The sequence below is a fragment of the Actinomycetospora sp. NBRC 106378 genome (assembly GCF_030269685.1).
Classification (GTDB): domain Bacteria; phylum Actinomycetota; class Actinomycetes; order Mycobacteriales; family Pseudonocardiaceae; genus Actinomycetospora.
This window is the reverse complement of sequence record NZ_BSTT01000013.1, coordinates 88,024-100,586: the sequence shown is the minus strand read 5'-3', so window position 1 is coordinate 100,586 and position 12,563 is coordinate 88,024. Positions and strand designations below refer to the sequence as shown.

Below are 12,563 nucleotides of genomic sequence, written 5' to 3'. Positions count from 1 at the left end.
TCGGGAACGACTGGGACCATCGACAGCCGTGACCGCGACCCACCCGCACACCACGGCGAGCGCCGACGGCGCCACGCTCACCGAGTACGACGACGCCGTGGCCCGGCTGGTGGACACGCTCGGTGCCATCGACGACGACGGGTGGTACTCGACCATCGAGGTCGTGCGCCCGTGGTCGGCGGTCAACCCACGGCTGACCGGCGAGTTCTCCCGGACGGCGGCGATCCGGCGCTACCTCTGCCGCGAGCTCGAGTCGCTCCTGCGCGCGGGCGCCCGGATCACGGTGCGCCCGGCACGGCCCGCGCTGGCCTTCGACGACCCCTCCTTCTTCGCCGCGCTCGACGAGGACCGGGTCGACGCGCGCTCGAAGAAGCTCTTCCTCTTCTCCCCCGAGCGGATGCAGCTCTCCACCGACCGGCTCGGGCACTACACCGGCACCCCCGCGGCGGCCTTCCAGCGGCACGTGCTGTTCACCAACTACGCGATGCACGTCGAGGCGTTCCTGGAGCGCTACGCCGACGCCGTCCGGCCGGACCACGACGTCCAGATGCCCGCCTACCACCACGTCCTGCCCGACGGCGACGGCGTCACGCTCGTCAACATCGGCGTCGGCCCGGCCAACGCGAAGACCGCGACCGACCACGTCGCGGTGCTCCGCCCCGACACGATGATCATGATCGGACACTGCGGCGGGCTGCGGAACCACCAGCAGAAGGGCGACTTCGTCCTCGCCACCGGCTACCAGCGCTTCGACCACGTGCTCGACGAGGTCCTGCCGCTGAACGTCCCGGTGATCCCGAACCACCGGCTCAACACGTTCCTCCTCGAAGCGCTCCAGGAGGCCGGGGCGGAGTACCGGATCGGCACGGTGCACACCACCGACAACCGCAACTGGGAGCTCAACCAGAAGCTGACGCTCGCGGCGATGCAGGCCAGCCGCAGCGTCGCGGTGGACATGGAGTCGGCGACGATCGCCGCGAACGGGTTCCGCTACCGGGTTCCCAACGCGACGCTGCTCTGCGTCTCGGACAAGCCGCTGCACGGGTCGCCCAAGCTCTCCGCGGACGCCCAGACCTTCTACGAGACCTCGAAGCGCCACCACCTCGGCATCGCGCTCGCCGCCGTGGACCGTGTCCGTCGCGAGCACCCGGGCGGCCTGCCCAGCCAGGAGATCCGCTCGGTCGACGAGCCGCTGTTCGGCGGTCCCTCGGACACGTAGGACCGGGGGCTCACGCCGGGACGCGGTCCCCCGGGACGGGCTCCTCGTCGGCGAGGGGGAGCACCCGGACCATGAGGGACCGGGCGATCTCGACGACGAGGGTGCGGTCGTAGCTGACCACGTGGTCGAAGGCCCGGCCCTCGCCCGGCTGGGCGTCGCCGCGCTCGCGGGCGACGAGGGCCGCGGCGAAGTGCGGGCTGACGACGACGAGGCTCGACTCGCGCGCCACCGGGTCGCCCGCCGCGAGCGCCGTGCCCCGCAGCCCGGGGACGAGTTCGGCGGGCATGTCGACCCCGAGGGCCCCGATGAACCGCGCGTGCGTCGCGAGCGCCGCGTAGTGCTCGGCGAGCCCGGCGGGCGTGTTGCGCGGATCGAGACACGTGATCAGCACGACGGCGAGGCCGGCGTTCCGGCTGACGACGTCCTCGAGCTCCCGCCGCATGGCGATCAGCAGATCGACCGGGGTCCGGACCGCCGGGTGCCGGGACGTCGCCATCTCGTAGGGGCTCCCCGCGGGTGTCGCGTCGTCCAGGCCGTGCAGCGGTAACGGCCAGCGGGGACGCGGCAGGCCGCCCGGGAGCCAGTGCTCGGGCAGCGGGCGTGGCGCGCCGTAGTACCAGCCCTGCGCGAGGGTCGCGCCGAACGCGATCGCCAGGCGCTCGTGCTCGAGGGTCTCCACCCCCTCGGCGAGGACGAGCGCCCCCCGGCGCTGAGCGTGCGCGCGGACCGCGGAGAGCACCCGGGCGAGAGCGGGGTCCGGGGCGCGGCGTAGCAGGCTGATGTCGAGCTTCACGACGTCGGGCATCAGGAAGGGCATGAGCGCGAGCGAGTCGGCGTCCACCCCGACGTCGTCCAGCGCGATCCCCACCCCGGCCGCCCGCAGGTGCTCGGTGAACGTGAGCAGCTCCGCGGGGTCGCGGGCGAGGTCGCGCTCGGTGATCTCGACGACGACCTGGACCTGCGGGTACCGCGCGATGCCGGCGAGCAGCGCCGTCCACGAGGTGGCGCCCAGGCCGGCGGGCTCGCAGTTGAGGAACAGCCGCAGCTCGGCCGGTGGCCGCGCGATCTCCCACTGGTTCAGGGCCTCGGCGTGGCAGAGCCGGTCGAGCTCCCCGGTGACCCCCGCCGCGCGAGCGGCGGCGAAGAGGGCGTCGGGGCGCTCGAGGGCACCGTCGCGCGGTCCGCGGGTGAGGGCCTCGACGCCGACGACCTGACGGGTCGAGAGCTCGACGACGGGCTGGAAGACCGTGCGGACCGACCTCGTCGCGAGGACGGCGCGGAGGTCCGCGTCCACGTCGTCCGTGACCTCGACCGCCATTCGTCCCCCTCCGGCGGTCCGACCCGACCGGGCGGATCGCGTACACCTACTTCGCAGTACGGCCACGGTAAACCGCCGACGAGGGCGTGCTGTGGTCTCGAACGGGTGGACCCGCAGGTCGCGCGGAGTGACGAACTCCGCCGACGCCACCGACCGCCGCCAGGGCCCCGCGTCGCGCCGTGGGTCCGTCAGTTCCGGTCCGACAGCCGCCGGCTGACCGCCGCCGACACGGGCACCCCGCGGCGGACCACCTCGCCGACGAAGGCCCGCACCATCGGGTCGTGCGGGGTCTCTACGAGGGCGACGACCTCGCGGGTCAGCGGTGGATCGAGGTGGCGGAGCTCGCCCGAGAAGGCCGCACCGAGACCCGTCGTCGGGACCAGCGCGACACCCAGGCCGGCGTGGGCGAGCTGGGCGGCGGTGGCGGCGTGCCGCGTGCGCGTGACCGGGGTGAGGGCCGCGCCCCGCTGCGCCGCGGTCGCGTCGAGGAAGGCGGCCAGCCCGTTGTCGGGGTGGTAGCCGACGACGGGTCCGGCGGCGAGGTCGGCCCAGGTCTGCGGCGGGGTGTGGTCCGGCGGGACGACGGCGAGGATCTCCTCGGTCCCGACGACGACCTCCCGCGCGGCCTCGTGCGACGAGGGGCGGGGGCCGATCGCGACGTCGGCAGCGCCTCTGGCGAGGGCCGCCGCGAGGTCGTCGGCGCTCGTGGTCTCGGTCAGCTCGACCGCGACGTCGCGGTGCCGGCGCCGCCAGCCGCGCAGCACGGGCGCGAGCAGCCACGCCGTCATCGACTCGGCGCACGCCAGCCGCAGGCGGCCACCGCGCCCGCCCGCCACGTCCCGGGCCGTGGCGACCACCCGGTCCGCCGCCGCGAGCGCGAGCCGGGCGTCGGCCGCGACGGCGCGTCCGGCGGCCGTCGGACGCACCCCGCGCGGCAGGCGCTCCAGCAGGGGCGTGCCGAGCTCGCGCTCCAGCCCCGCGAGCTGATGGGAGAGCGCGGGCTGCGAGAGGTGCAGCGCCCGGGCGGCCTCGGTGACCGACCCCGCGTCGAGGACCGCGACCAGGCACTCCAGCGCGCGCAACGTCGGCATGCGCACAATCTATGGCAACTGCCCAGAACACTCATGGCGCGACGGGATGCGGCGGGCCGGCCGGTGCGCTGCACCCGGCATGGACATCACCACCGACCTCACCGGCTCCACCGTCCTCGTCGTGGGCGGCCGCTCCGGCATCGCGGCCCGCATCGCCGCGGACGCCGCCGCCCGCGGCGCGGACGCGATCCTCGCCGGGCGCGACCCCGGCCGGCTCGCCGCCGACGGTGCCCGCCCCGAGGCCGTCGACCTCACCGACGAGGCGTCGATCGCTGCCCTGGCCGCACGCGTCGGGCCGGTCGACCACCTCGTCGTCACCGCGGCGGCGCACGCCAACGGACCGGTGGCCTCGCTCGACCGCGACGCCGTGCACACCGCCTTCGACGCCAAGGTGATCGGGCCGCTCCTGCTCGCCAAGCACCTGACCGTCCGCGGCTCGATCCTGCTGTTCTCCGGGGTGGCCGCCTGGAGGCCCGCGCCCGGGTTGTCGGTGATGGTCGCGACGAACGGCGCGGTCGCGTTCCTCGCCGAGGCGCTGGCCGTCGAGCTCGCGCCGGTGCGGGTCAACGCGATCTCGCCCGGCATCGTCGACTCCGGCACGTGGGACGCGGACTTCCTCGCCGACACCGCGGCCCGACTCCCGGCGGGACGGACCGGGACCCCGGCCGACGTCTCCGCCGCGGCGCTCCTCGCGCTCACCAACCCGTTCGTCACCGGCACGACGCTGCACGTCGACGGCGGCGGCCGGCTGGTCTGATCGGCCCATCCTCCCTTCCGAGCGAACGGCACTCTCGTGCACATAGATGCTGCGGGAGTGCCGTTCGCGCGGGTGTCGGGCTCACCGGCCCGCCGGGTACACCTCGACCTCCGCCGCCTTCACCGAGAACCACAGCTCGTCGCCCGGGTCGACGCCCAGGTCGGCGACGGCGGCCGGCGTGACGTCGGCGGCGAGGCCGTCGACCCAGCCCGGCCCGCCGTCGGGAACGCCCGCACGGAGCCGCACCAGCTCGCCGTGGGGCTCCATCGCGGCCAGCCGAACCGGCACCATGGTGCGCGGCGAGCCCTTCGGCGGCTCGCGGTACACGGCCACCGACGCCGGGGAGAACAGGGCGACCGCCGGCTCCCCGTCGGCGACCGGCTCCGGGTGCACGCCGCCGATCACCGTGCCCTCGGCGGTGCGCAGGCCCTCCGGGCAGGAGCGCCCGGGGACGAGGTCGAGTCCGGCGATCCGCGCGGCAAACGCGGAGCGCGGCCGGCGCAGCACGTCGGCGGTGGCCCCCGACTCGACCACCCGGCCGGCGTCGAGCACCACGAGCCGGTCGGCGAGGACGACGGCGTCGAGGACGTCGTGGGTGACCATCAGGGTGGTCACCCCGGCGGCCCGCACCACGCGGCGCAGCAACGAGCGGATCGCGGGGGTGACGTCGACGTCGAGCGCCGCGAACGGCTCGTCGAGCAGGAGCAGTTCGGGCTCGCAGGCGAGAGCGCGGGCGATCGCGATGCGCTGGGCCTGGCCGCCGGAGAGCTCCGACGGGCGCCGGTCGGCCAGCGCCGTCGCGTCCACCTCGGCGAGCCAGCGGTCCGCGGTCGCACGCGCGACCCGTCGTCGGGAACCGGTGGAGCGCGGCCCGAAGGCGACGTTGTCGCGGGCGGTGAGGTGGGGGAAGAGCAGCGCGGACTGGCTGAGCAGCCCGACCCGCCGCTTGTGCACGGGCACGTCGTCGAGCACCCGGCCGTCGAGCGCGATCGAGCCGCGGTCGGGGCGGTACAGCCCGGCGAGCGCGCCGAGGAACGTCGACTTGCCCGCGCCGTTCGAGCCGAGCACGGCCACGACCTCGCCGGACTCCACGGTCACCGACACGTCGAGCGCGAAGGACCCGCGGGTGACCGCGACGTCGACCTCGAGCCGGCTCACCGCAGGTCCCGGGTGCGGGACACGACGATGACCAGGATCGCCACGACGACGAGCACGAGCGACATCGCGACGGCGCCGTCGAGGTCGCTCTCGGACTCGAGGTAGATGAACAGCGGCAGCGTCCGCGTCGTGCCCTCGAGCGAGCCCGCGAAGGTGATCGTCGCGCCGAACTCCCCGAGCGCCCGGGCGAACGCGAGCACGCTGCCCGACATCAGGCCCGGCAGCACCACCGGCACGGTCACGCGCCACAACGTGGTCGCCGGGGAGGCACCGAGCGTGGCGGCGACCGCCTCGTACCGCTCCCCCGCCGTCCGCAGCGCTCCCTCGAGCGAAACGACGAGGAACGGCATGGCGACGAAGGTCTGGGCCAGCACCACCGCCCCCGTCGAGAAGGGGATGGTGATGCCGAACTCGCGGTCGAGGAACCCGCCGACGGGCCCGGTGCGCCCGAACAGGAACAGCAGCGTCAGGCCCCCGACGACGGGTGGGAGCACCAGCGGCAGCAGCACCACCGACCGGATGAACGGCAGGCCGGGCAGGGACGACCGCGCGAGGACCACGGCGAGCGGCCCCCCGAACAGCAGGCAGAGCACCATCGTCGCGAGCCCGGTCTCCAGCGAGAGACGCAGGGCCGCGAGGGCCGACGGCGTGGTGACGAGGCCGAGGAAGTTCGGCCAGTCCACCCGGACGACGAGCCCCGCGACGGGGATCGCCACCAGGAGCCACGCGAGCGCCGCCGGCACCCAGAGGAACCGCGGAACCGTGGTCCTCACACGTCTCCCGTCGCTCCGCTCGCCCTCCTCACGCGGGGGTCACTTGGTGACGAACCCCGCCTGCTGCAGCGCCGCCGTGCCCTGCTGGCCCCGGACGAAGTTGATCCAGCTCTGCGCCAGGTCGGCGTTCTGCGAGCCGTTGACCACGCCGATCGGGTACGACTGCACCGCACCCTGCGCGCTCGCCTGCGGGAAGGAGACGCCGGTGACCGCGCCGTTCGTGGACTTCACGTCGGTGACGTAGACCAGGCCCGCGTCGGCGTTGCCGGTCTGGACGCGGTTGAGCACGCCCTTGACGTCCTGCTCCTCGCTGGCCGGGGTGAGCGTGACGCCCGCGGCCTTCTCGGCGGCCTCGGCGGCCGCGCCGCACGGGACGGCGGGAGCGCAGACGACCGAGACGACGCCCGGCTTCGTCAGGTCCTGCAGTGAGGTGATGCCCTTGGGGTTGTTCGGGGCCACGGCGATCTGCAGCGAGTTGGTCGCGTAGACGACCGGCTCGCCCTGGATCTTCCCGGCCTGGACCGCGGTCTGCATGGTCTTCGAGCTGGCCGTCGCGAGCACGTCGGCCGGGGCGCCCTGCACGACCTGCTGGGCGAGCGAGTCCGAGCCGCCGAAGTTGAACTTGACGGTCGTGCCCGGGTTCGCGTTCTGGAACTCGGTGCCGAGCTGCTGGTAGACGCTCGTGAGCGAGGCCGCCGCGGACACGGTCAGGGTGCGCGCCGGGGCCGCCTGCTGACCCGATCCGGAGTCCGAGCCTCCACAGGCGGTCAGGGCCAGCCCGAGCACGGCAGCGGTGCCGGCCATCAGCGCAGCACGGAATCGGGTCCTCACGCGGTCCCTCCAGGGGTCTCGACGATGATGTGGGTGGCCTTGACGACGGCGACCGCGAGCGAGCCGACCTCGAGGGACAGCTCGTGCACGGCCTCGGTGCTCATGAGCGACACGACCCGGTGCGGACCGCACTGGATCTCGACCTGCGACATGACCTTGTCGCTCTGGATGTCGGTCACCAGTCCGACGAACCGGTTCCGGGCCGAGCGCCCGACCCCGGACGGGTCGGGCGTGGCGTGTGCCTGGGCCCGCGCGAACGCCGCGAGATCGGCGCCCGCGATGACCTTGCGGCCGCTCGAGTCGGCCTCGACGGGCAGGGCGCCGCCGTCGGTCCAGCGACGGACCGTGTCGTCGCTGACCCCGAGCAGGCGAGCCGCCTCGGCGATCCGGAAGTGCGTCACGGCGCGCAGTCTAGGCACGTAACTACGGCTGTGGTGACCCGCCTGGGGGAGCATCTTCGGGACGGCGGGTGACGGTGGTGGAGATCGCGGGGACCGCCACCCTCGCGAACCGCCCGCACCGGTGGGAGAGTCGCGGGTGTGGACTTCGCCCCCAGCGCCGTAGCGGACGACTACACGAAGCGGATGCGCGCCTTCCTGGAGGAGTCGATCCTCCCGGCCGAGGCCGAATACGACGCCTTCCGTGAGGCGCGTCGCGGCACCCCCGCCGAGCACGAGCTCCCGCCCGTCGTCGAGACCCTCAAGGCCGAGGCCCGCGAGCGCGGCCTCTGGAACCTGTTCCTGCCGTCCGAGTCGGGCCTGTCGAACCTCGAGTACGCCGCCGTCGCCGAGGTGACCGGCTGGTCGCCGGTGATCGCGCCGGAGGCGATCAACTGCCAGGCGCCGGACACCGGCAACATGGAGACGCTGCACCTGTTCGGCACCGCCGAGCAGAAGCAGGACTGGCTCGTCCCGCTGCTCGCCGGCGAGATCCGCTCGGCGTTCGCGATGACCGAGCCGGACGTCGCGAGCTCCGACGCCACCAACATCACCACCGAGATCCGCCGCGAGGGCGACGAGTACGTCATCAACGGCACGAAGTGGTGGTGCTCCGGAGCCGCCGACTCGCGCTGCGCGATCTTCATCGTCATGGGCAAGACCGACCCGGAGGCCTCGAAGCACCGCCAGCAGTCCATGGTGCTCGTCCCGCGCGACACCTCCGGCGTGAACATCGTCCGCGCCCTGCCGGTGTTCGGCTACCAGGACCAGCACGGGCACTGCGAGATCGAGTTCCACGACGTCCGGGTCCCGGCGTCGAACCTGGTCGGCGAGGAGGGCGGCGGCTTCGCCATCTCCCAGGCACGCCTCGGCCCCGGACGCATCCATCACTGCATGCGCCTCATCGGCATGGCCGAGCGCGCCCTCGACGCGATGGTGCGCCGCGCGAACGAGCGCATCGCCTTCGGCGGGCCGCTGGCGAACCAGGGCGTGGTCCAGCAGCAGATCGCCGAGAGCCGCATCGAGATCGACCAGGCCCGCCTCTACGTGCAGAAGGCCGCGGACCTCATCGACAAGGTGGGGTCCCGGGGCGCGGCGAGCGAGATCGCGGCGATCAAGGTCGTCTGCCCGCGGATGGCCTGCAACGTCATCGACCGCGCGATCCAGGTGCACGGCGGCGGCGGGGTGTCCGACGACTTCCCGCTGGCCTCGGCCTACGCCTGGGCACGTGCACTGCGCCTCGCCGACGGTCCCGACGAGGTGCACCTGCGCTCCGTCGCCCGCGTCGAGATCAAGAACCGCGCCTGAACACCCCGAGCGCCCAGGCCCGGCCGACCGCCTCCGCGCGGTCGGTCGCGCCGAGCTTGCGGAACAGCCGCGCGGCGTGCGACTTGACGGTGGCGGAGGACAGGTAGAGCCGCCCGCCGATGTCGGCGTGCGTCATCCCCCGGCTCAGCCCGATGAGCACCTGCACCTCGCGGGCCGAGAGGTCCAGCTCCCGCTGCGCGAGCCGGTCGAGGTGGACACCCTCGTCCGCGGGGGTGAGCAGCCCGCCCTCGGTCGAGGAGCCGGCGGCCAACGCCGCGAGCGTGCGGGTCATCGCCCGCGGCGCGTCCCAGCGGAGATAGCCGGCCGCGCCGGCGGTCAGGGCCTCCGCGACCGCCCTCGGGTCGTCCGACGGCCCGGCCACCAGCACGGGCACCGTCGGCGCCGCGTGCCGGACCGCGGCGAGCGTGGCCGCGACGGTGCCGACCCGCGCGGCCCCCAGCACGACCACGTCCACGGGGCCGGCGCCCACCCGCGCCAGGAGGTCGTCGAGGTCGGCCGCGGCCACCACCTCGTCGACGTCGCCGGTGCTCGCCAGCAGCAGCTCCAGCCGACGACGCGTCTGCTCCCGCTCGTCGTGCACCACACAGGTGCGCCCCATCGCGCGGCTCCTTCACACGATCGTGGACGCCAGATCTCTACCGGGTGACACGGACCCGGGCCACCGGGCACGCCGACCGACCGACACCGATGTAATTCACCCCCCTGGCCATCACTCACATGCGTCACGCGCACAGCGATTGCGTCCGCCGGGCAGCGGTGGATTCCATGATCGAGTGCGAGAGGCGACGCGGTGGGCACTGGTCCTGGCGGCGGTCGCGACGCTGCTGACGCTCCCGGCGGCGCCCCCGGCGCGCGCCCTGCCGTCCCTGCCGACCGGGGAGACCTGGGCCGCCGAGCTGGCCGTCGCCGACGGGGACGACGTCGACGTGGTCGCCGCCGACGGTGCCGTGCGACTGCGCGACACGACCGCCCGCACCACGACGTCCGGGCCCGCCCCCGCCGAGGGCACCCTGCTCCTCCCCCCGCGCCGCCTCGGCGCCGTGGCCGACCGGATCTCCGCGGCGGTCACCGCGGACACGCCGCCGGGTTCGCAGGTCCTGGTCGCGGTCCGGGGTCTGCGGGACGACGGGTCCTGGTCCGAGTGGATCCCCACCGGCGCGCAGGGGCCTGCCCAGCTGCCCGCCGCGACCCTGCAGGTGCAGGTCCGGGTGACCCTCGTCGCGGGCGACGGCGGGGCCGGCCCGGCGCTGCGCCGCCTGTGGCTCACCGCGGACGCGACCCCGACACCACGACGGTCGGCGGCGGTGGTCGCGAGCCCGCCCTTCACCGCCCGCGTCTTCGCCACCCGCCTCGGTCTGGTCGGCGACACCACCGCCAACGGCCACCGCATCGTGACCGACGACCGCTTCGTCGCCCTGCCGTCGCGGCGCGGACTCGCTCCGGACGGGGCCGGCGACTACACCGTCCGCGTCTGCGCCGACAACGGCCGGTGCGCGTGGGCCCCGGTCTGGGACGTCGGCCCGTGGAACATCCGCGACGACTACTGGAACGCCGACCGCGAGTCCTTCTCCGACCTCCCCCGTGGCGTCCCGCAGGCCCAGGCCGCCCGCGACGACGGGTACAACGGCGGCCGCGACGGGTTCGGCCGCCGGGTGGCCAACCCGGCCGGGATCGACCTCGCCGACGGCACCTTCCGCCGCGACCTGCGCCTCGCCGACAACTCCCCGGTCGACGTCACCTACCTCTGGACCGGCACGGGGCCGGCCGGCACCACCTCCGACGATCCCCTGACCGTCCGCTCCGCCCCCTCTGCCGAGGCTCCCGACGTCGGGTCCGTCGCGCCGCGCTCGCGCGTCCTCGTCGAGTGCGCCGCGCCCGCCGGGTCCGCGCCGAGCAGCTCGGTGCCGCTGACGACCACCGCTCCGCCGGCCACCCCGACGACGACCGCCGCCCCACCGGCCGACCAGGCCGCCGTGGCCCGGCGACCGGCGGTCACGACGACCACCGCCCCGCCGACCACGACGCCGGCCACCGATCGCTGGCTGCGCCTCGGCCCCGACCAGTACGTCCCCGCCACCGCACTGGAGGTCCCCGATGTCCCCGCGTGCTGACCGTCGGCGGGCCGCCGTCACCGCCGCGGCCGTCGCCGCGCTGCTGGTCGCGGGCACCGCTGCGGCCGTCGCCGACCCCGCGATCGTGGTCCCGACGCCGCCCGCCGAGACCTGGTCGGCCGAGCTCGCCCTCGAGGGCGGCGACGATGCCGGGGTCGTGCTCGCGGGGGGCGAGGTCCGCCCCGCGGCGCCCCGCACCGAGGGCGTCCTCACCGTCGCTCCCCGCCGCCTGCTGCGGCCCACGACGACCCTCGCCGGCACGGTCACGGCCGAGACGCCGCCGGGCACCGCGGTGGACCTCCAGGCCCGCGGCCTCGACACCGACGGCGGGTGGGGTCCGTGGCTGCCGGTGCGCGACCGCGCGCCCGCACGGTTCGCGGACCCCACCGCCGAGGTGCAGGTGCGGCTGCTGCTGCGCGGCGCCCCCGACGGGTCCGCCGTGCCCGCGGCCCGGAGCGTGTGGCTGACCGCCGGGCCGGACACGCGCGAGCCGGTCCCGACGACGTCCCCCGTCCCGACGATCCCCACCGACCGGCCCCGACCCGCTGCCTTCGCCGCGACCAGCGCAGCCGTGACCACCACAGCCGCGCCCTCGGGCACCGGCCTGATCTGGGACGGGGCCATCGCCACGAAGGGCCTCGGCGGGTTCGAGGACACCCCGTACAACATCACCGGCAGCTCGACGGTGAAGGTCCTCGACGGTCCACCGAAGACCATCCGGTTCACGGTGCCCAGCGGCTCGCAGCGGGCCGAGGTCGAGCCCGACGTCGACGAGTTCGGCGAGGGCCAGACGCGCTTCTTCCGCCTGACCTACCTGCTCCCGCCCTCGTTCCCGCTCGACCCGTCGGGCTTCCAGCTCGCGACCCAGTGGAAGAACGACGGGACGGGGTCGCCGCCGCTGGAACTGCGGGTCGAGGACGGGAAGTTCCGGCTCGGCGGCGGCTTCGGTCGGCCCGGCGGCTCGCGGCTGTTCGCGACCGACATCGCTCCCGCGATCACCGGCCGGCCGGTCGACCTCGTCGTCGGGATCGTCTTCTCGTCCGACCCCGCCGAGGGCCGGGTCGACGCCTGGGTGGACGGAACGCAGAAGATCGCGGGGTTCCGCCCGCCCGGCGGCACCCTCTACCCCGGGAAGCGGAGCTACTGGAAGGTCGGCCTCTACCGCGACACTGGCAACGCCGGCACCGCCACGGCCGACCTGAGCGTCGCCCGGCTCGGCGAGACCTACTCCTCGGTCGCCGGCAGTCCCGCCCCGACCACCACCTCGTCGCCGACCGCGAGGCCGTCGAGCACCTCGGCCACGTCGTCGCCGACGAGCCCGACGCCGACGACGCGCGTGTCGATCCCGGGCCCCTGATCGCGCAGCACCGACACCGTCGCGGTCTCCGGCGCCGGCCCGGGCCGCAGCGCCCCGCGCGGGACGACGAGGACCCCGTCCCGCCGCGCGAGCACGAAGCCCACCCGGGCGGGCACGCCGATGCGGGCGGAACCGTCGAGCGGGGCGTCGACCGTGACGGCGTAGCGCCCGTCGGGGCCGGG

Annotated in this window: 12 protein-coding genes; 5 read left to right on the top strand and 7 right to left on the bottom strand. The window is 74.9% G+C overall.

Features of this window, described 5'->3' with window-relative positions:
* Nucleotides 1-28 precede the first annotated feature (28 nt).
* Nucleotides 29-1,219, top strand: a complete 1,191-nt coding sequence (locus QSK00_RS23825; RefSeq protein ID WP_285594805.1) for an AMP nucleosidase — start codon at nt 29-31, stop codon at nt 1,217-1,219.
* Nucleotides 1,220-1,229: 10 nt separating this feature from the next.
* On the opposite strand, the gene QSK00_RS23820 is transcribed toward QSK00_RS23825, so the two are convergent.
* The gene (locus QSK00_RS23820) at nt 1,230-2,537 is read right to left on the bottom strand and encodes a sensor domain-containing phosphodiesterase (protein WP_285594804.1); all 1,308 of its coding nucleotides are present in this window, start codon (nt 2,535-2,537) and stop codon (nt 1,230-1,232) included.
* 188 nt (nt 2,538-2,725) lie between these two features.
* A complete protein-coding gene (locus QSK00_RS23815) occupies nt 2,726-3,628 on the bottom strand; it encodes a LysR family transcriptional regulator (RefSeq protein WP_285594803.1) in 903 nt (300 codons plus the stop codon).
* Nucleotides 3,629-3,707: 79 nt separating this feature from the next.
* Between QSK00_RS23815 and QSK00_RS23810 the strand changes: the two genes are divergently transcribed.
* The gene (locus tag QSK00_RS23810) at nt 3,708-4,385 is read left to right on the top strand and encodes an SDR family oxidoreductase (RefSeq protein ID WP_285594801.1); all 678 of its coding nucleotides are present in this window, start codon (nt 3,708-3,710) and stop codon (nt 4,383-4,385) included.
* Between the two features lie 81 nt (nt 4,386-4,466).
* Here the strand turns inward: QSK00_RS23810 and QSK00_RS23805 are convergent, their stop codons facing one another.
* The 4 genes from QSK00_RS23805 to QSK00_RS23790 are packed head-to-tail and all read right to left on the bottom strand — an operon-like array spanning nt 4,467 to nt 7,548.
* Nucleotides 4,467-5,543: a sulfate/molybdate ABC transporter ATP-binding protein gene (locus tag QSK00_RS23805; RefSeq protein WP_285594799.1), complete on the bottom strand. Its 1,077-nt coding sequence runs from the start codon at nt 5,541-5,543 to the stop codon at nt 4,467-4,469.
* A complete protein-coding gene (locus QSK00_RS23800; protein ID WP_285594797.1) occupies nt 5,540-6,316 on the bottom strand; it encodes an ABC transporter permease in 777 nt (258 codons plus the stop codon). The genes QSK00_RS23805 and QSK00_RS23800 overlap by 4 nt, the downstream gene beginning before the upstream one ends.
* 39 nt (nt 6,317-6,355) lie before the next feature.
* Entirely contained in the window at nt 6,356-7,120 is a 765-nt protein-coding gene (modA, locus tag QSK00_RS23795; protein ID WP_502872074.1) for a molybdate ABC transporter substrate-binding protein, read from the bottom strand.
* A gap of 23 nt (nt 7,121-7,143) precedes the next feature.
* The gene (locus QSK00_RS23790) at nt 7,144-7,548 is read right to left on the bottom strand and encodes a TOBE domain-containing protein (protein ID WP_285594793.1); all 405 of its coding nucleotides are present in this window, start codon (nt 7,546-7,548) and stop codon (nt 7,144-7,146) included.
* A 138-nt stretch (nt 7,549-7,686) separates the two neighbouring features.
* Here QSK00_RS23790 and QSK00_RS23785 point away from each other — a divergent pair, with 138 nt between their 5' ends.
* On the top strand, nt 7,687-8,892 hold the full coding sequence (locus QSK00_RS23785; protein ID WP_285594791.1) for an acyl-CoA dehydrogenase family protein: 1,206 nt from the start codon (nt 7,687-7,689) through the stop codon (nt 8,890-8,892).
* Here the strand turns inward: QSK00_RS23785 and QSK00_RS23780 are convergent.
* Complete coding sequence (locus QSK00_RS23780) at nt 8,876-9,511, bottom strand: response regulator transcription factor (RefSeq protein WP_285594789.1); 636 nt, start codon at nt 9,509-9,511, stop codon at nt 8,876-8,878. The genes QSK00_RS23785 and QSK00_RS23780 overlap by 17 nt on opposite strands.
* A gap of 175 nt (nt 9,512-9,686) precedes the next feature.
* Between QSK00_RS23780 and QSK00_RS23775 the strand changes: the two genes are divergently transcribed.
* Both QSK00_RS23775 and QSK00_RS23770 read left to right on the top strand, forming a co-directional pair.
* On the top strand, nt 9,687-11,024 hold the full coding sequence (locus QSK00_RS23775; protein ID WP_285594787.1) for a DUF8814 domain-containing protein: 1,338 nt from the start codon (nt 9,687-9,689) through the stop codon (nt 11,022-11,024).
* A complete protein-coding gene (locus tag QSK00_RS23770; RefSeq protein WP_285594785.1) occupies nt 11,008-12,381 on the top strand; it encodes a heparin lyase I family protein in 1,374 nt (457 codons plus the stop codon). Before QSK00_RS23775 ends, QSK00_RS23770 begins: the two co-directional genes overlap by 17 nt.
* Nucleotides 12,382-12,563: the final 182 nt, after the last annotated feature.

What these genes read in the sequence shown, in the direction of transcription:
- QSK00_RS23780 (WP_285594789.1), bottom strand. Translation starts at nt 9,511, where the DNA reads ATGGGGCGCACCTGTGTGGTGCACGACGAGCGGGAGCAGACGCGTCGT.
- QSK00_RS23810 (WP_285594801.1), top strand. Translation starts at nt 3,708, where the DNA reads ATGGACATCACCACCGACCTCACCGGCTCCACCGTCCTCGTCGTGGGC.
- QSK00_RS23815 (WP_285594803.1), bottom strand. Translation starts at nt 3,628, where the DNA reads ATGCCGACGTTGCGCGCGCTGGAGTGCCTGGTCGCGGTCCTCGACGCG.
- QSK00_RS23770 (WP_285594785.1), top strand. Translation starts at nt 11,008, where the DNA reads ATGTCCCCGCGTGCTGACCGTCGGCGGGCCGCCGTCACCGCCGCGGCC.
- modA (WP_502872074.1), bottom strand. Translation starts at nt 7,120, where the DNA reads ATGGCCGGCACCGCTGCCGTGCTCGGGCTGGCCCTGACCGCCTGTGGA.
- QSK00_RS23820 (WP_285594804.1), bottom strand. Translation starts at nt 2,537, where the DNA reads ATGGCGGTCGAGGTCACGGACGACGTGGACGCGGACCTCCGCGCCGTC.